The sequence below is a fragment of the Streptomyces sp. NPDC014882 genome, from assembly GCF_043081325.1.
Lineage (GTDB): Bacteria > Actinomycetota > Actinomycetes > Streptomycetales > Streptomycetaceae > Streptomyces.
Map to the genome: position 1 here is coordinate 93,936 of NZ_JBIBWL010000016.1, position 18,449 is coordinate 112,384.

The window sequence follows — 18,449 nt, forward strand, 5'->3', positions numbered from 1 at the left end:
AGGGACGGGTCGGGAAAGGGCGGCGGGGGCGGAACACCCCCGCCGCCGGCCCCGCGTCACCCCGCCGCCCCCACCACCGTCCCCACCGCCCGCAGGAACCCGTCCACCGTCCCGCGGTCCCGCACCGCGACCCGCAGCCACTCCTCACCCAGTCCGGGAAACGTGTCCCCGCGCCGCACCGCGTACCCGAGGGCACGCAGCTCCCGCCGCACCGCCGCCGCCGCGGGCACCCGCACCAGCACGAACGGCCCCTCCGCGGGACCGGCCACCCGCACCCCGGCCCCGGCGAACCCCGCCAGCCCGGCCACGAGGTGCGCCCGGTCGGCGGCCACCCGGCGCGCCGCGTCCGCCGCCTCGGCCAGCGCCCGCGGCGACACGCACGCCTCGGCCGCCGCCAGCGCGGGCGTGGACACCGGCCACAGCGGCTGGGCACGCTCCAGTTCGCCGATGACGTCCGGCGCGGCCAGGACGTACCCGACGCGCAGCCCCGCCAGCCCCCACGTCTTCGTCAGGCTGCGCAGCACCACCAGACCGGGCACGTCCGTCCGCCCGGCCAGGGCCTCGCGCTCGCCCGGCACCGCGTCCATGAACGCCTCGTCGACCACCAGGGTCCGCCCGGGCCGGGCGAGCCCGGCGACCGCGGCGGCGGGGTGCAGCACCGACGTCGGGTTCGTCGGGTTGCCGACCACCACCAGGTCGGCGTCCTCGGGGACGGCCGCCGGATCGAGCCGGAAGCCGTCCTCCTCCCGCAGCAGCACCCGGTCGACGCCGTGCCCCGCGTCCCGCAGCGCCGCCTCCGGCTCCGTGAACTGGGGGTGCACCACGACCGGCCGGCGGACCTTCAGGGCGCGGGCCAGCAGCACGAACGCCTCCGCCGCGCCCGCCGTCAGCAGCACCCGCTCGACCGGCAGCCCGTGCCGTGCCGCCACCGCCGCCCGCGCGGCCCGCCCGTCGGGGTAGGCCGCGAGCCCGGCCAGGGACGCGGCGAGGTGCTCGCGCAGCCACGCCGGGGGCGTGTCCGCGCGGACGTTGACGGCGAGGTCGACCAGCGCCGAGCCGTCGTCGCGCACCTCCGCGTCCCCGTGGTGCCGCAGGTCGTGCCCGTCAGTGTGCATGGGAGTGCGCGTGCCCTCCGTGATGGTGGTGACCGGGGCCATGACCGTGGCCGTGGTCGTGGCCCTCGTCGTCGGGGTGGAAGTGCGGCTGCTGCGGCTGCCCCACCTTGTCCTCGAAGCCGGGCAGCGCGATGCGGTACACGCACGAGTCGCAGTTCATCCGCAGATCGCCCTTCACGGCCTCCGCGTACCGCTCCATCACCAGGTCCAGCAGCTCCGGCTCGGGCCCGATGACGTCCGCCGACCGCACCTCGGCCTCCGGGTGCGCGGCCGCCCACTCCTCGGTCTGCCGCCGCACCCGGTCCGGCAGGATCCCGGTGAACAGGAAGTACGGCAGGACGACGATCCGCCGCGCGCCGAGCCTGAGGCACCGGTCCAGCCCGCTCGGCACGTCCGGCGCGGCCAGCGACACGAACGCGGTCTCGACACCGGCGTACCCGCGCCCCTCCCACAGCAGGCGGGCCGCCTTGTGCACCTCGGCGTTGGCGTCCGGATCGGTCGAGCCGCGCCCCACGAGCAGCACGGTCACGTCGGCCGGGTCCTCGGACGCGCCCCCGCCGCCCAGCGCCTCGGCCAGCCGACGCTCCAGCACGTTCAGCAGCGCCGGGTGCGGACCCAGCGGACGGCCGTACGCGTACGAGATCCCCGGGTGCCGTTCCTTCTCCCGGGCCAGCGCCGCGGGGATGTCCCCCTTGGCGTGACCGGCGGACACCAGCATCAGCGGGACGGCCGCGAACCGTCGTACGCCGCGCTCCACCAGGTCCGTCACCGCATCGCCCAGCGGCGGCGGGGACAGCTCGATGAAGCCGCCCGCGACGGGCAGTTCGGGGTGGCGGCGGCCCAGCTCCCGGACGAAGTCACGGAACGCCTCGGCTCCGGCCTCGTCCCGGGTGCCGTGGCCGGCGATGAGCAGGGCGGGCGGCGGGGTGGTCACTGTTTCTCCTCGGCGTGCGGATCGGAGTGCGGATCGGAGTGCGAAAGGGGGGTGTACAGCAGGGCGTTGAGCGCGGCGGCGGCGACCGCCGAGCCGCCCTTCTCGGACACGTTGCTCACGGCGGGCAGGCCGCTCTCGCGCAACGCGGCCTTGGACTCGGCCGCGCCGACGAAACCGACGGGCAGACCGATGACGAGAGCGGGGGAGGCGTCGAGGGTGAGCAGCTCCTCCAGGGCGGTCGGCGCGCAGCCGATCACCCACAGGGCGCCGGGCCCGACCTGCTCGTACGCCAGCCGGACCGCGTGCGCCGAACGCGTCAGGCCGGGACCGGCGACGGCGTCCCGGAGCCGGCAGACGGTCTCCCGCCGGGTGATGCCGGCGGCCACCATCTCCACGTCCACGACCACCGGCGCCCCGGCGTGCAGCGCGGCGTGCGCCTTCTCCAGGGCGACCTCGTCCGTGACGAGGTCGCCCGCGTACTCCAGGTCGGCGGCGGAGTGGATCACCCGCTCCACCACCGCCCGGGTCAGCGGCGGGAAGTGCGAGGTGTCCAGGCGGGCACGCAGCCGCCGGAAGGACTCCTGCTCGATCGGGTGGACCACACGGTTCACTTGGGTTCCTCCTGCCAGCGGTAGCCGCGCGGCGTCACCATGCGGCCGGCGATGTCCCGGGTCGCCGTGTTGCCCACCGTCACGACCGTCATCATGTCCACCGTCGCCGGGTCGAGCAGCGCGAGCGTCGTCACCCGCGCGGTGCCGTCCGGGCGCGAGGCGTTGCGCACGACGCCCACCGGGGTCGCCGGCTCCCGGTGCCCGGCGAGGATCGCGAGCGCCTTCGGCAGCTGCCAGTCCCGGCCCCGGCTGCGCGGGTTGTAGAACGTCACCACGAGGTCCGCCTCGGCCGCCGCCCGCACCCGCCGCTCGATGACCTCCCACGGCGTGTGCAGGTCGGACAGGCTGATCGACACGTGGTCGTGGCCCAGCGGCGCGCCCAGCAGCGCGGCGGCGGCCAGCGCGGCGGTCACCCCCGGCACGCCGACGACGTCGATGTCGTCGGACGCCTCGGCCAGCGCGGGCGAGGCCATGGCGTACACGCCGGCGTCCCCGCTGCCGATCAGCGCGACGGCGTGCCCGCGCCGGGCCTCGGCGACGGCCGTGCGGGCCCGCTCCTCCTCCGCGCCGAGCCCGGACTCCAGCACCCGGGTGCCGGGCCGCAGCAGGTCACGGATCTGGTCGACGTACTGGTCGAGGCCGACGAGCACCGAGGCGCGCCGCAGCTCGGCCTTCGCGCGCGGGGTGAGCAGGTCGCGGGCGCCCGGCCCGAGCCCGACCACCGCCAGCCGACCGCGTCCGGGCCGCCGTACGACGGCACAGGTCGCCGTCGCGGGGACGCCGGCCGACTTGCGCTTGGGCACGAGGAGTTCGCCGCCGCCGGCCAGGGCGGCCGCCTCGGCGACGGACGGGGTGCCCACGGCGGCCAGGGGCGCGTCGGAGGGGTTCGGCACCGGCACCGCCGCCAGCTCCCCGGCCGGGTACGTCACCAGCGGCACGCCGAGCCGCCCGGCCGCCCCCACGATGCCCGGCTCCTCGCGCTTGGCGTCCACGGTGGCCAGCTCGGCGACGCTGCGCGCGGACAGGCCCGCCTCCCGCAGCGCCGACTCGATCACGTCGACCACTTCGTCCACCGGAGCGCCCTTGGACGCACCGACCCCCACCACCAGCGACGGCGGACGCAGCAGCACCTCGCGCCCGGCGGGCTCGACGGCCCGGTCCGTGAGGCGCACCGTCCAGGCGCCCTGTCCGGCGAACGGCACCGGCGGCAGCGGCCACACCACCTCCGCGCGCAGCGCGACCGGCTCCCCGTCCAGCAGGGCCCGCGTCACGCCCGCCACGTCGCCCTCCACGGGCATGCCGAGGGTGTCGAGACCGGGGATGCCGGCGGAGTCCGTCGCCGTGGTCACCGCGGGCACCGCGCCCAGCGCCTCGCCCACCTCGCGGGCCAGGTCGTTGGCGCCGCCCGCGTGCCCGCCGACCAGCGGCACCGCGAACCGGCACGCCTCGTCGACGCACACCACACCCGGGTCGGACGCCTTGTCGGACAGCAGCGGCGCGACGAGCCGCACCACCGCGCCCGTCGCCAGAAAGCACACGAGCTGCTCGCACTCCGCGAACGCCCGCCGGACGGCGTCCCCGACGGGCCCGTCGTACACGCGCGTGCGGTCCGGCCACGCCGCGGCCAGCCGGTCGCGCGCCGCCGCCCCCGCCGCGGTGGCGGAAATGAGGCCGATCACTGGGCAACTCCTTCGTCAGGGACTTCTTCGGGAACGGGGGTCCTGGACCCCCACAGCAGGAAAACGGGATTGGTCGCCGCCAGCCGGGTCACGTCCCCCGGCAGCGGGGCCAGCCGCGAGGACTGCAGCAGGACGCCGTCGACGGCGAACCCGGCGTCCGCGAGGGCGGCCCGCGCCGCGGGCACCCGGTCCAGCGCGGCCAGCGCGACGACCACGCTCCGCCGGGCCCGGTGCGCGCACGCCCCGACGATGCCGGGCAGCTCCCGCCCGCCGCCGCCGACGAACACCGCGTCCGGATCGTCGAGCCCGTCCAGCACCGCGGGCGCCTCACCGTGCACCACGTGCACGTCGACGCCGTGCGCGGCCGCGTTGGCGCGGATCCGCCCGACGCCGTCCCCGGACCTCTCCACGGCGCTGACCGCCGCGCCCAGCCGCGCGCACTCCACGGCCACCGACCCCGAACCGGAACCCACGTCCCACACCAGGTCGCCGGGGCGCGGCCCGAGCCGGGCCAGGGCCAGCGCCCGCACCTCGAACTTGGTGATCATCGAGTCGCGGTGCGCGAAGTCGCCCTCGTCCAGCGCCCACCCGGCGGGCCGGCGCGCCGGCCCCGCCAGCGTCCGCACGGGACCGGACGCCCGCGCCTCGTCCAGGCACAGCACGACGCTCACCGCCGTCCCCCAGTCACGGGCCGCCGCCTCGGCGGGCGTGACCCGCTCCACGCGCTCGCGCGCCGGGTCGCCCAGCGCCGAGGCGACGACCAGGACCCGGCCGGGAGCGGTCCGGGCCAGCGCGGCGCCCAGCTCGGCGGGACCGGCACCGGGCCCGGTCAGCACGGCCACCTTCGGATGCGCCCGGCACACCTGGACCGCCGTCCGCGGCTCCCGCCCGTGCGCGCTGACGACGACGGCGTCCTCCCAGGTCAGCCCGAGCCGCGCGAACGCGGTGGCGACCGAGGACACCCCCGGCACCACCTCCAGCCGGTCCGCGCCGAACCGCTCGGCGAGCGCCCGCACGATCCCGAAGAACCCCGGGTCCCCGGACGCCAGCACCACCACCCGCCGCCCCTCGGCGACGTACCTGCCGATGCCGTCGAGCGCGGGCGCCAGCGGACCCAGCACGATCCGCCCGGCGCCCTCCGGCAGCTCCACGGCGTCCAGGTGGCGGCGTCCGCCGACCACGAGGTCCGCGCCCGCCGCCACCGCCGCGGGGACGGGCGCCCCGGTCCCCGTGCCGACGACGGTGATCGCAGGACGGCTCACGTACGGGCACCCCGTTCGCGCAGGGCCCTGCGGGCCTCGGGGTCGGCCCTGCGGTGGCCGTGGAAGTGACCGGGGTGGTACAGGTGCGAGCGGGTGCCGTGCGCGGCGAGCGCCGGGCCGACCAGGAACAGCGTGTGCTTCCACAGTCTGTGCTCCTTGACGGTCTCCTCCAGCGTGCCGATCGTGCACCGCACGACCAGCTCCTCCGGCCAGGTGGCCTGGTGGGCGACGACGACGGGCGTCGAGGTCGGGTAGCCGCCCTCCAGCAGCTCCCGCACCAGCTGTCCGCTGCGCGCGGCCGACAGGAAGAGCGCCATGGTCGTGCCGTGCCGGGCGAACTCCCGCACCTCCTCGCCGGGCGGCATGGGCGTCTTGCCGCCGCCGAGCCGGGTGAGGATCACCGACTGCGCCACCTCGGGAATCGTCAGCTCGCGCCCGGCCAGCGCGGCGACGGCGGAGAAGGAGGACACCCCGGGCACGATCTCGGTGGCGATGCCGATCTCGTCGCAGCGGTCGGCCTGCTCCTGCGTGCCGCCCCACAGGGCGGGGTCGCCCGAGTGGATCCGGGCGACCCTGAGGCCGTCCCGGTGCGCCCGTTCGTAGACGGCGACGACGTCCTCCAGGGACATGGCCGCCGAGTCGAGGATCTCCGCGTCCTCGCGCGCGTGCTCCAGCACCTCCGCCTGGACCAGGCTCGCGGCCCAGATCACGACGTCGGCCTCGGCGATGGCACGGGCGGCACGGAAGGTCAGCAGGTCGGCGGCGCCGGGACCGGCGCCGACGAAGGTCACCTTGCCGGCGGGGGCGTCGGCCATGGTTTCGGGTCCTCTCATGACGGGGTGGAGTGCGGGACGGGACACGGGCGGTGGCGAAGGTGCGTGGCCGGGGCCCGATCGGATACGAAGGGCACATGGCGGTGCTCGTCGCGCTCGGCGCGTTCCTGATGACGTTGGCCGGCGGCTGGACCGCACAGCGCGTGACCGACCGCCGTCACCTGGTGCTGGGCCTGGCGGGGGGCCTGATGCTCGGCGTGGTCGGCCTGGACCTGCTGCCGGAGGCACTGGAGGCGGCCGGCGCGGAGGTCTTCGGCGTGCCCGCCGCGCTGCTGCTGTTCGTGGCGGGCTTCCTGCTGGCCCATCTGGTGGAACGTCTGCTGGCCCACCGCCAGGCCGCGCACGGCGCCGGCGAACACGGCGGCCGCAGCCCCCGGGTGGGCCTCACGGCGGCCGCGGCGATGGTCGGTCACAGCGCCATGGACGGCGTCGCGATCGGCGCGGCCTTCCAGGTGGGCGGCGGCATGGGCACGGCCGTCGCCCTGGCCGTCGTCGCCCACGACTTCGCGGACGGCTTCAACACGTACACCCTCACCAGCCTGTACGGGAACGACCGCCGCAGAGCCCTCACGATGCTGGTCGCGGACGCCGCGGCACCGGTCGTCGGCGCCGCCTCCACCACGTTCGTCACCATCCCCGAGCCACTGCTCGGCGGTTACCTCGGCTTCTTCGCCGGCGGACTGCTCTACCTGGCGGCGGCCGAGATCCTCCCCGAGGCCCACCACGCACACCCCGCCCGCTCGACGGTGCTGTGCACGATCGCGGGCGCGGCCTTCATCTGGCTGGTGGTGGGCGTGGCCCAGTGAACCGGCCGGTCCGGCCGGACCGGGGGGCCTCACAGCTTGCCGCCCCGTCCGCCGTCGCGCCGGGCGGGCGCGATGAGCGTCGAGAGGTAGGGGAGGGTCTCCCCGGCCAGCTCGGCCGCGGGCCGCACGGACTCCTCGGCCAGCCCGAGCGCCGACCCCCACACCGCGTCCTCGAGCCGCCCGGTCTCGCGCAGCGCCTCCGCGACCTCGGCGGCCTGCCGGCCGAACTTGTAGGCGACGACGGTGCCGGGTCCGGCCAGCGCCTCCTTCAGCACGGCCGACCCCGCCGTCACGGGCACCAGCGTCAACGGCTCGGTCCCCTCGGTCAGTACGGCCCCCGACCGCGCCGCCAGGTCCTGCATGGCGGTGATCCCGGGCACGGTCTCCACGACGGTGCCCGGCACCAGCTCCCCGACGGTGTGGGCGAGGTACGTGAACGTCGAGTACACGTTCGGGTCGCCGATGGTGGCGAAGGCGACGGTGCCGACCTGCGTGAGCAGCTGCGCCACCCGCTCCCCGGCGACGTCCCAGGCGGCCTCCCGCCGGCCCCGGTCGGTCCGCTCGTTCAGCGCGAACCCCACCCGGACGATCTTCTCCGCGGACACGTAGTGCAGCACGGTGGCCTCGGCACGCCCCCGCTCCGCGCCCGCCGTCCCGTCGGGTGCCGCCATCACCGGGACGACGACCACGTCGGCGGCCCGCAGCGCGTTGACGCCCTTCACGGTCACCAGCTCCGGATCCCCGGGACCGACCCCCACTCCGATCAGCCTGCTGCTCATGACGTCCGGCACCTCTCCACGAACCGACGGGCCGCACCGGGCGACGACGCCCAGTGCGTGTGCAGGTAACTCGCGTGCACACCGCGTTCCACAAAACCCTCGACCCGCTTCACGGGAGCGAGCACCCCCCACGCCGGAACCGTCCCGGCGCCCGGCTCGACGACGGTCCGGTGGAACTCGTGCCCCCGCATCCGCGTCCCCGCCGCGGCGAGCACGCTGTCGCCCACCGCGACGGCGTCCCGGTAGCCGAGGGTGAGCCGCCCGGTCATCCGGGCCGTGGCGTCCAGCACCCCGCACATGGGCAGCCCGTCCAGCTCCCGGCACAGGTACAGCAACCCGGCGCACTCGGCGGCGACGGGAGCCCCGCCCTCCGCGAGCGCGGCGACCTCCTTGCGGAGCCCCTCGTTCGCGGACAGCTCGGCGGCGTACACCTCGGGGAACCCGCCCCCCACCACCAACCCGGCCGTCCCCGCGGGAAGTCGCTCGTCCCGCAGCGGATCGAAGGTCACGACGTCGGCCCCGGCGGCACCGAGCAGCTCGGTGTGCTCGGCGTAGGAGAAGGTGAACGCGGCCCCACCGGCGACGGCGATCACCGGCGCGGGCCTCCCGGCCGCCCGGGCCGGGAGGACACGGTCGGGCCGGGCCGCGACCTCGGCTGTGACGACCTCGGCCGTGACCCCTGCCGTGACCTCGGTCCCGGCATCGGTATCGGTCTCAGCCACATCCCCGGCATCGGCCCCAGCCCCGGCCTCGACCCCAGCCGCGGCTCCGGTCACGGCCCCAGCCCCGACCCCGGTCACGGCCTCAGCCGCGTCCCAGGCCACGCCCGGCAGCTCACCCGCACCCCGCGCCAGCGCGGCCAGCGCCTCCAGGTCGCACCCGGCCGAGACCTGCGCCGCCATGGCGGCCACCGCCTCCACCGCCCGCGCCCCGCGCTCGGCCACCGGCACCAGCCCCAGGTGCCGCGACGGCGTCTCCACCGGCGCGGCCCGCCGCAGCGCGCCCAGCACCGGCACCCCGACCGACTCCAGCGCCTCCCGCAGCAACGCCTCGTGCCGGTCGGAGGCGACCTTGTTCAGGATCACGCCCCCGATCCGCACCCCCGGGTCCCACGACACGAACCCGTGCACCAGCGCCGCCACCGACCGCGACTGCGACGACGCGTCCACCACCAGCACCACCGGCGCCCGCAGCAGCTTCGCCACCTGCGCCGTGGACGCCAGCTCGCCCTGCCCCGCGGCCCCGTCGTACAGCCCCATCACGCCCTCGACGACGGCGATGTCGCACCCGCGCGCCCCGTGCAGGAACAGCGGAGCCACCAGCTCCGGCCCGCACAGGTACGCGTCGAGGTTGCGCCCCGCCCGCCCGGTGGCGAGCGCGTGGTACCCGGGGTCGATGTAGTCCGGCCCCACCTTGTGCGGGGACACGGCGAGCCCCCGCGCGGCGAACGCGGCCATCAGCCCCGTGGCGACGGTGGTCTTGCCGCTGCCCGACGAGGGCGCGGCGACGACCAGCCGCGGGACGGAGGACGTCACCACTCGATGCCCCTCTGCCCCTTCTGCCCCACGTCCATGGGGTGCTTGACCTTGGACATGTCGGTGACGAGATCGGCGAAGTCCACGAGCTTCCCCGGCGCGTTCCGCCCGGTGATCACGACGTGCTGGTTCCCCGGCCGCTCCCGCAGCACGGACACCACCTCGTCGGTGTCGATCCACCCCCAGTGCATCGGGTACGCGAACTCGTCCAGCACGTACAGCCGGTACGTCTCGGCGGCCAGGTCCCGCTTGACCTGCTCCCAGCCCTCGCGGGCCTTCTCCTCGTTGGTCGCGTTGTCACCCTGGATGCCCCGCTGCACCCAGGACCAGCCCTCGCCCATCTTGTGCCAGGCGACCGACCCGCCCTCGCCGGAGTCCCCGAGCACCCGCAGCGCCCGCTCCTCGCCGACCTTCCACTTCGCCGACTTGACGAACTGGAACACCCCGATGGGCCACCCCTGGTTCCAGGCCCGCAGCGCCAGCCCGAACGCGGCCGTCGACTTGCCCTTGCCGACCCCGGTGTGCACGACGACCAGCGCCCGGTTGCGCCGCTGACGGGTCGTCAGCCCGTCGTCCGGTACGACACTCGGCTGTCCCTGCGGCATTACGCGGCCCTCCTCGAAGTCCCCTGCACGTCCCTGACCAGCCCGGCGATCGCGTCCGCCCGCAACTCGTCGAGCGTGACGGCGCTGCCGCCCAGCTCGGCCGCGAGCCGCCCGGCGAGCCCCAGCCGCACCGGCCCCGACTCGCAGTCCACGACCACGGACGCGACCCCGTCGGCCGCGAACAACCGGGCCGCCCGCCCCGCCAGAGCGACGGGCTCGGGCCCGCCGGTCGCCCGCCCGTCTGTCACCACGACCACCAGCGGCCGCCGGACGGAGTCCCGCAACCGCTCCACCCGCAGCACGTCGTGCGCCCTGAGCAGCCCGGCCGCCAGCGGCGTACGCCCGCCGGTCGGCAGCGACTCCAGCCGGGCCGCCGCCGCGTCCACCGACGACGTCGGCGGCAGCGCGACGTCCGCGCCCGACCCCCGGAACGTCACCAGCCCCACCTTGTCCCGCCGCTGGTAGGCGTCCAGCAACAGCGACAGCACGGCGCCCTTGACGGCGCCCATCCGCTGCCGCGCCGCCATCGAACCGGAGGCGTCGACCACGAACAGCACGAGATTGCCCTCACGCCCCTCCTTCACCGCCTGCCGCAGATCGTCCCGGCGCACGACGAGACCGCGCCCCGCACGCCCGCGCGCCCGCTGGTGCGGCGCCGCCGCCCGCACGGTCGCCGCCAGATGCAGCTTCGTCAGCGCCCCCCGAGGCCGCCGGGCCCCGGTGGTCCGCCCTTGCTCGGTCCGCGCCCGCGACCGCCGCCCGGCGGCGCCCTCCCCGACACCGGGCACGCTCAGCGCCTTGGTCCGGAAGGGCTCGCCGGCCCGCGCAGGCTGCTGCTCACCGGCACCGGCCCCCGAGGTCTGCGGCTCACCGCTCTCCCCGGCCTCGGGCCGCGCCCCGGCGTCACCGCCCTCGGGCCCCTCCGACGGCGGCTGCCCGCCGCCCCCGCCGGGCCCGTCCGGACCGGGGTCGGGGTCGGGGTCCTCGTCGTCGGACCCGCCGAACTCCTCCAGCGTCTCGTCGAGCTTGTCCTCGTCGAGCCCGGGCGCGTCGAAGGGGTTGCGGCGCCGCCGGTGCGGCAGCGCGAGCAGCGCGGCCTGCCGCACGTCCTCCGCGAGCACCTCGGTCCGCCCGGCCCACGCCGCCAGCGCCGTCGCCGTACGCGCCATCACGATGTCGGCCCGCATCCCGTCGACCTCGAAGGCCGCGCAGGTCGCCGCGATCTGCCGCAGCGCACCGTCACCCAGCCGCACCGACGGCAGCAGCTTGCGCGCCGCCGTGATCCGCTCCCGTACGGCGGTCTCCTCGTCGGCCCACCGGGCGGCGAAGGCGGCGGGGTCGTCGTCGTGCGCCAGCCGCCGCCGGACCACCTCGACCCGCTGGTCGGGCTCACGTGAGGCGGCGACCTCCACGGTCAGCCCGAACCGGTCGAGCAGCTGCGGCCGCAGCTCGCCCTCCTCCGGGTTCATGGTCCCGACGAGCAGGAACTTCGACGCGTGCCGCACGGACACGCCCTCGCGCTCCACGTACGACGCGCCCATCGCCGCCGCGTCCAGCAGCAGGTCGACCAGGTGGTCGTGGAGCAAATTGACTTCGTCGACGTACAGGATCCCGCGGTGCGCGTCGGCGAGCAGACCGGGCTCGAAGGCCTTCACCCCCTCCGCGAGCGCCCGCTCGATGTCGAGCGCGCCCACCAGGCGATCCTCGGAGGCGCCGACGGGCAGCTCGACCATCCGCGCCGGGCGTTCGGCCCCGGGCCCCGGCTCGTGCGGCCCGTCCGGGCACGCGGGGTCCGGCGCCGCGGGATCGCAGGAGAACCGGCAGCCGGGGACCACGGCGACCGCCGGCAGCAGCACCGAGAGGGCCCGCACGGCGGTGCTCTTCGCGGTGCCCTTCTCGCCGCGCACGAGGACACCACCGACGGCTGGGCTCACGGCGTTCAGCAGCAGCGCGAGCCGCAGGTCGTCCTGGCCGACGACGGCCGTGAACGGGAACGGATTACTCACTGGTCGTCGCCCTCCAGGTCGCCTTCCAGCTCCAGGTAGGTCGCCCGGAGCCGCTCGATCGTGTCCGCGTCCGGCTCCGCCCACAGCCCGCGGTCGGCCGCCTCCAGCAGCCGCTCGGTGATGCCGCGCAGCGCCCACGGGTTGGACTTCCTCATGAAGTCCCGGTTCTCCGGGTCGAAGACGTACTCGGCGCTGAGCTTCTCGTACATCCAGTCGTCGACCACGCCCGCCGTGGCGTCGTAGCCGAAGAGGTAGTCGACGGTCGCGGCCATCTCGAAGGCGCCCTTGTAGCCGTGCCGCCGCATCGCCGCCATCCAGCGCGGGTTGATCACTCGCGCCCGGAACACCCGGTGGGTCTCCTCGCCCAGCGTCCGCGTCTTCACCTGGTCCGGAGTGGCCGAGTCGCCGACGTACGCCTCGGGGGAGGCGCCTGTCAGATGGCGCACCATGGCGACCATGCCGCCGTGGTACTGGAAGTAGTCGTCCGCATCCGCGATGTCATGTTCACGTGTATCCACGTTCTTCGCGGCGACCGCGATCCGCCGGAACGCCGTCTCCATGTCCCCGCGCGCCGCCCGACCGTCGAGCCCGCGCCCGTAGGCGTAGCCGCCCCACACCGCGTACACCTCGGCGAGGTCCGCGTCCGAGCGCCAGTTGCGGGCGTCGATCAGCGGCAGCAGTCCGGCGCCGTACGCGCCCGGCTTGGAGCCGAAGACGCGGGCCGTCGCGCGGCGCCGGTCGCCGTGCTCGGCGGTGTCCTCGTCGGCGTGCGCCTTCACGTAGTTCACGTCGGCCGGCTCGTCCAGCTCGGCCACCGCCCGCACCGCGTCGTCGATCAGCCCCACGACGTGCGGGAAGGCGTCGCGGAAGAACCCGGAGATGCGGACCGTGACGTCGATGCGGGGCCGGCCCAGTTCCGCCGCCGGCACGATCTCGAAGCCGGTCACCCGGCGCGAGGCGTCGTCCCACACCGGGCGGCAGCCCAGGAGCGCGAGGATCTCGGCGATGTCGTCGCCCTGGGTGCGCATGGCCGAGGTGCCCCACACCGTCAGGCCGACCGACTTCGGGTACGCGCCGGTGTCCTGGAGGTACCGCTGCACGAGGGAGTCGGCGAGGGACTGGCCGACCTCCCAACTCAGGCGCGACGGGATGGCCTTGGGGTCGACCGAGTAGAAGTTGCGGCCGGTCGGCAGGACGTTGACCAGCCCGCGCGTGGGCGAGCCGGACGGACCCGCCGGGACGTAACCGCCGTCCAGGGCCTTGAGGATGTGCCCGATCTCGTCGGTGGTCCGCTCCAGCCGGGGCACGACCTCCGTGCAGGCGAACTCCACCACCGCGACGGCGTCCGGGAGTTCGGTGCCCAGCACCTCCCGGACGAGCGCGCGGCTCTCACCGGCCGCCCAGCCCCGCGCCTCCATGCCCTCCGCGATCCGCCGGCACAGCTGCTCCAGCAGGTCGATCGCGTCGGCGGCGCTGCGGGCCGGCCCCGGCACCAGGTCGGTCAGCTCCACGGGCACCTTGACCGGCGCCCCCGGCTCGGCGAGCAGCTCCTTCTCGGCCAGCCCGAAGTGCTCCGCCAGGCAGGCCCGCAGGCCGGGCAGCGCGTTCGCCCGCCCGCCCCACACCTGCGAGGCCCGCAGCACGGCCAGCACCAGGTTCACGCGCGCCTCGTCCACCGGCCCGCCGCCCAGGACGTGCAGGCCGTCGCGGATCTGCACGTCCTTGATCTCGCACAGGTAGCCGTCGATGTGCATGACGAACTCGTCGAACGCCTCGTCGTCCGGCTGGTCGTCGACGTGCAGGTCGTGGTGCAGCTCGGCGGCCTTCACCAGCGTCCAGATCTGCGCCCGCACGGCCGGCGCCTTCGCCGGGTCCAGGTCGGAGACGAGCGCGTACTCGTCGAGGAGCTGCTCCAGCTTGGCCAGGTCGCCGTAGGTGTCGGCGCGCGCCATCGGCGGCACCAGGTGGTCGACGACGGTGGCGTGCCCGCGCCGCTTGGCCTGCGTGCCCTCGCCGGGGTCGTTGACGATGAACGGGTAGACCAGGGGGAGTTCACCGAGTACGGCGTCGGGGGCGCAGCCCCCGCTCAGGCCCAGCCCCTTGCCCGGCAGCCACTCCATCGTGCCGTGCTTGCCCATGTGGACGACGGCGTCGGCGCCGAAGCTGTTCTCCAGCCACCGGTAGGCCGCCATGTAGTGGTGCGACGGCGGCATGTCGGGGTCGTGGTAGATCGCGATCGGGTTCTCGCCGAAGCCGCGCGGCGGCTGGATCATCACGACGACGTTCCCGAACCGCAGGGACGCCAGCACGATGTCGTCGCCGTCGACGTACAGGGTGCCCGGCGGCTCGCCCCACGCGTCGAGCATGCCCTGCCTGAGGTCCGGGTCGAGCCGGTCGAACCAGGCCCGGTAGTCGGCCAGCGGCACCCGCGCGGGCGCGGCGGCGAGCTGCTCCTCGGTGAGCCACTCGACGTCGTGGCCGCCGGCCTCGATCAGCCGGTGGATCAGCTCGTCGCCGTTGTCGGGGTACGCGGTGAGGGAGTAGCCGGCCGCCTTGAGGGCGTCCAGGACCCGGACGGCGGAGGCGGGCGTGTCGAGGCCGACCGCGTTGCCGACCCGCGAGTGCTTGGTGGGGTAGGCGGTGAAGACGAGCGCGAGCTTCTTGTCGGCGTTCGCCTTGTGCTTCAGCCGGGCGTGCCGTACGGCGATCCCGGCGACGCGCGCGGCCCGCTCGGGGTCGGCGACGTAGACCGGGACGTCGTCCGGGCCCTGCTCCTTGAAGGAGAAGGGGACGGTGATCAGCCGCCCGTCGAACTCGGGGATCGCGACCTGCATCGCCGCGTCCATGGGGGAGAGGGCGGCGTCGGAGGCGTCCCAGGCGGCCCTCGACGACGTGAGGCACAGCCCCTGCAGCACCGGCACGTCGAGATCGGCGAGCGCCCCGATGTCCCAGGCCTCCTCGTCGCCGCCGGCCGAGGCCTGCGAGGCGTGGGTGCCGCCCGCGGCCAGCACGGTGGCGACCAGGGTGTCCGCCGTGCCGAGGATCCCGTACAGGCCGGGGTCGGCGTCGCGCAGCGAACCGCAGTACACGGGGAGGGCGTTGGCGCCCCTCGCCTCGATCGCGTCGCACAGCGTGTCCACGAAGGCGGTGTTGCCGCTCAGTTCGTGCGCCCGGTAGAAGAGCACGCCGACGGTCGGCCGGCCCTCCCGGAGCTCCCGGTCGCCGTGGACGCCGTGCGCGGGCATCGGCCGCGGCTCCTCGAAGCCCTCGCCCGTCAGCAGGACGGTGTCGGAGAGGAACCGCGCCAGCTCGGTGAGGTTGGCGGGCCCGCCCTCGACGAGGTACCTGAGCGCCTCCGCCACCACGCCGGCCGGCACGGACGACTCGGCCATCAGCTCCGCGTCGGGCACGGTCTCCCCGCCGAGCAGGACGGTGGGGATGCCGGACGCCTTCAGCGCGGCGAGCCCGTCCTCCCAGGCCCGCTTCCCGCCGAGCAGCCGTACGACGGCGACGTCCGAGCCCTCGATCAGGCCCGGCAGGTCCTCCGCGACGTCCACGCGGGTCGGATTGCCGATCCGGTACGAGGCGCCGCCGGCGGCCCGGGCCGCCAGCAGATCGGTGTCGGCGGTCGACAACAACAACACTGTGCTCATGCGGGCGCTCCCGGTGGAATGAAAGGCAGTCCTTGCGGCGCGCCCGACTCGATGAGCCGCCACAGCGCGTCCGTGTCCGCGTGCTGTTCGATCAGGTCGCCGAGCCGGTCGAGCTGCTGCTCGCGCAGCGCGGCGAAGGAGGTGTCGGCGGCCGGCACGAAACGGCGGCCCGCGGCGGCCGCCACCTCCCGCAGGAACGCCCGGCGGAAACCGTCCGACTCCAGCGAGCCGTGCCAGTGGGTGCCCCAGGTCTGGCCGACCCGGCAGCCGTCCAGGCCGTGCCCCTCGTCATCGCGGATGAACGCCTCGCCCCCGGTGACGTCGGCGACCCCGTGGTGGATCTCGTACCCCTCGACCCGCTCGCCGAGGGCTTCCCCCACCGGCCGGGTGAGGGTCTTCTCGCGGGCGAACCGCACCCGGACGGGAAGGACGCCGAGCCCCGCGACCTCGCCGGCGCGCGACTCGACCTCGTCCTCGATGTGCTCGCCGAGCATCTGGAAGCCGCCGCAGACGCCCAGCACGGGCCGCCGCTCGGCGACCCTGCGCAGGATCGCGTCCGCCAGCCCGCGCTCCCGCAGCCACTCCAGCGCCCGGACCGTCCCCCGGGTCCCCGGCAGCACCACGAGGTCGGCGTCGGCCAGTTCCTCCGGCCGGTCCACGAACCGCACGACGACGCCCGGTTCGGCGGCCAGCGCGTCCACGTCGGTGAAGTTGGACATCAGCGGGACCGCGCAGACGGCGACCCGCAGCACGTCCTCGCCGACGGGCGCGGAGACGGCCGACTCCCGGACGGCGCCCCGCAGGGAGACCGCCATCCCGTCCTCCTCGTCGATGCCGAGCCCGTGCCGGAACGGCAGCACCCCGTAGGTCCGCCGCCCGGTCAGGCCGTGCAGCATGTCCAGGCCCGGCTCCAGCAGGGAGACGTCACCGCGGAACTTGTTGACGAGGAACCCGGCGACCAGTTCCTGGTCCTGCGGCGAGAGCAGCGCGACGGTCCCGAAGAAGGAGGCGAAGACGCCGCCGCGGTCGATGTCGCCGACGACGAGCACGGGGAGGCGGGCGTTGCGGGCGATCCCCATGTTCACGATGTCGGTCCGCCGCAGGTTGATCTCGGCGGGACTGCCCGCCCCCTCACAGATCACCGCGTCATACGTGCCCCGCAACTCGGCGAGACAGTCCAGGACGGTCCCGAGGAGTTCCTCCTGCCGTCCGCCGCGCAGCCTGCTCCCGGGGGACGCCCCTGCGGCCCCTCCGCTTTCCCCGGTCCCTCCGGTCTCTCCGGTCTCTCCGGTCCCTCCGGTCTCGCCGAAGAAGCCGCGCGCGCTCATCTCGCCGACCGGCCTGCCGAGCAGCACGACCTGGCTGCTCCGCTCGCCGCCCGGCTTGAGCAGCACCGGGTTCATCAGCGCCGTCGGCTCGATGCGGCAGGCCTGCGCCTGCATGGCCTGCGCGCGCCCGATCTCGGCGCCCTCACGGGTCACGAACGAGTTGAGGGACATGTTCTGCGCCTTGAAGGGCGCCACCTTGACCCCCTGCCGCACCAGCCACCGGCAGATCCCGGCCGTGACGACGCTCTTGCCGGCGTCCGAGGTGGTGCCGGCGACGAGGAGACCCCCGCTCATGACGTACGCCCCTTCGCTCCCGCCGCGAGGACGCTCGCGGCCACGGCGCGCGCGGCGACGGTGACGCCGAGCGCGAGCAGGCCGACGCGGCGGGAGAGCCGCGCGGCACGTTCGATGTCCCGGACCACGACGGGCCGGCCCCGCTCCCCGTTCAGCACCGGCCGGTGCTCGACGCGCCCGCCGTACGACAGCGTCCCGCCCAGCCGCACCCCGAGGGCGCCGGCGAACGACGCCTCCACGGGACCGGCGTTGGGGCTGGGGTGCCTGCGCGCGTCGGCCCGCCAGGCCCGCAGCGCCCCGCGCGGATCGTCGCCGGCGACGGCGGCCAGCACGGCGGTCAGCCGGGCCCCCGGCCAGCCGGCGACGTCGTCCAGCCGGGCCGACGCCCACCCGAAGCGGAGGTGGCGCGGCGAGCGGTGACCGACCATCGCGTCCAGGGTGTTGACGGCCCGGAACCCGAGCAGTCCCGGCACGCCGCCGACGGCTCCCCACACCAGGGCGCCCACGACCGCGTCGGAGGTGTTCTCGGCGACGGACTCGACGACCGCGCGGGCGATCCCGTCGGCGTCCAGGGCCTGCGGGTCCCGTCCGCACAGGTGCGGCAGGCGCGCCCGCGCGCCCTCGACGTCCCCCGCCTCCAGGGCCCGCCCGACGGCCCGGGCCTCCCGCACCAGCGAGGTCCCGCCGACGACGGCCCACGCGGCGGCACCGGTCAGCGCGACGGACGCGGCGGGGGAGCGGCGTACGGCACGCGAGGCGAGGGCCCCGAGGGCCACGGCGCCACCGGCGCACACGGCGGTGTGCAGCGCGCCCCACCCGCGGTGGTCCCGCCACAGCACCCGCTCCACGCCGGCCGCGGCCCGCCCGAACACGGCGACCGGATGCCCCCGGCGCGGATCGCCGAGGAGCAGGTCCCCCAGGAGGCCGGCGGCGGCACCGTACGCGTATCGGCGATCGGCACCCATCGGCTCAGCCGGCCGACGGGCCGGGCAACGACCTGGTGCTGTAC

14 protein-coding genes are annotated in these 18,449 nt (G+C 75.7%); 1 reads left to right on the forward strand and 13 read right to left on the reverse strand.

The genetic code is table 11. From position 1 onward, the window contains the following. Positions 1-56: 56 nt before the first annotated feature. The 6 genes from cobC to cobM are packed head-to-tail and all read right to left on the reverse strand — an operon-like array spanning position 57 to position 6,416. Positions 57-1,115, reverse strand: coding sequence for an Rv2231c family pyridoxal phosphate-dependent protein CobC (cobC, locus tag ACF09K_RS29370; RefSeq protein WP_392248330.1), 1,059 nt, complete (start codon positions 1,113-1,115; stop codon positions 57-59). Further along, positions 1,105-2,049, reverse strand: a complete 945-nt coding sequence (locus ACF09K_RS29375; protein WP_392248331.1) for a sirohydrochlorin chelatase — start codon at positions 2,047-2,049, stop codon at positions 1,105-1,107. Before ACF09K_RS29375 ends, cobC begins: the two co-directional genes overlap by 11 nt. Next, positions 2,046-2,660: a precorrin-8X methylmutase gene (locus tag ACF09K_RS29380; RefSeq protein WP_392248332.1), complete on the reverse strand. Its 615-nt coding sequence runs from the start codon at positions 2,658-2,660 to the stop codon at positions 2,046-2,048. Before ACF09K_RS29380 ends, ACF09K_RS29375 begins: the two co-directional genes overlap by 4 nt. Next, a complete protein-coding gene (cobJ, locus tag ACF09K_RS29385; protein WP_392248333.1) occupies positions 2,657-4,339 on the reverse strand; it encodes a precorrin-3B C(17)-methyltransferase in 1,683 nt (560 codons plus the stop codon). The genes ACF09K_RS29380 and cobJ overlap by 4 nt, the downstream gene beginning before the upstream one ends. Further along, positions 4,336-5,601 (reverse strand): precorrin-6y C5,15-methyltransferase (decarboxylating) subunit CbiE, encoded by a 1,266-nt coding sequence (gene cbiE / locus ACF09K_RS29390; protein WP_392248334.1) that lies wholly within the window; start codon positions 5,599-5,601, stop codon positions 4,336-4,338. Before cbiE ends, cobJ begins: the two co-directional genes overlap by 4 nt. Continuing rightward, a complete protein-coding gene (cobM, locus tag ACF09K_RS29395) occupies positions 5,598-6,416 on the reverse strand; it encodes a precorrin-4 C(11)-methyltransferase (protein WP_392248335.1) in 819 nt (272 codons plus the stop codon). Before cobM ends, cbiE begins: the two co-directional genes overlap by 4 nt. Positions 6,417-6,511: 95 nt before the next feature. On the opposite strand from cobM, the gene ACF09K_RS29400 reads away from it, so the two are divergent. Further along, complete coding sequence (locus tag ACF09K_RS29400) at positions 6,512-7,240, forward strand: ZIP family metal transporter (protein ID WP_392248336.1); 729 nt, start codon at positions 6,512-6,514, stop codon at positions 7,238-7,240. Positions 7,241-7,269: 29 nt separating this feature from the next. Here ACF09K_RS29400 and cobI read toward each other — a convergent pair whose 3' ends face one another. The 7 genes from cobI to ACF09K_RS29435 are packed head-to-tail and all read right to left on the reverse strand — an operon-like array spanning position 7,270 to position 18,405. After that, positions 7,270-8,019 (reverse strand): precorrin-2 C(20)-methyltransferase, encoded by a 750-nt coding sequence (cobI, locus tag ACF09K_RS29405; RefSeq protein WP_392248337.1) that lies wholly within the window; start codon positions 8,017-8,019, stop codon positions 7,270-7,272. Continuing rightward, positions 8,016-9,554 (reverse strand): cobyrinate a,c-diamide synthase, encoded by a 1,539-nt coding sequence (locus ACF09K_RS29410; protein WP_392248338.1) that lies wholly within the window; start codon positions 9,552-9,554, stop codon positions 8,016-8,018. Before ACF09K_RS29410 ends, cobI begins: the two co-directional genes overlap by 4 nt. Then, on the reverse strand, positions 9,551-10,159 hold the full coding sequence (gene cobO, locus ACF09K_RS29415) for a cob(I)yrinic acid a,c-diamide adenosyltransferase (RefSeq protein WP_392248339.1): 609 nt from the start codon (positions 10,157-10,159) through the stop codon (positions 9,551-9,553). Before cobO ends, ACF09K_RS29410 begins: the two co-directional genes overlap by 4 nt. Then, positions 10,159-12,165: a putative cobaltochelatase gene (locus ACF09K_RS29420; protein WP_392248340.1), complete on the reverse strand. Its 2,007-nt coding sequence runs from the start codon at positions 12,163-12,165 to the stop codon at positions 10,159-10,161. Before ACF09K_RS29420 ends, cobO begins: the two co-directional genes overlap by 1 nt. Beyond that, positions 12,162-15,818 (reverse strand): cobaltochelatase subunit CobN, encoded by a 3,657-nt coding sequence (gene cobN / locus ACF09K_RS29425; protein WP_392248341.1) that lies wholly within the window; start codon positions 15,816-15,818, stop codon positions 12,162-12,164. The genes ACF09K_RS29420 and cobN overlap by 4 nt, the downstream gene beginning before the upstream one ends. After that, positions 15,815-17,440 carry a cobyric acid synthase gene (locus ACF09K_RS29430; protein ID WP_392248342.1) on the reverse strand — a complete coding sequence of 542 codons (1,626 nt, stop codon included), beginning with the start codon at positions 17,438-17,440 and terminating at the stop codon, positions 15,815-15,817. The genes cobN and ACF09K_RS29430 overlap by 4 nt, the downstream gene beginning before the upstream one ends. After that, complete coding sequence (locus ACF09K_RS29435; RefSeq protein ID WP_392248343.1) at positions 17,437-18,405, reverse strand: cobalamin biosynthesis protein; 969 nt, start codon at positions 18,403-18,405, stop codon at positions 17,437-17,439. Before ACF09K_RS29435 ends, ACF09K_RS29430 begins: the two co-directional genes overlap by 4 nt. Between the last annotated feature and the right edge of the window lie 44 nt (positions 18,406-18,449).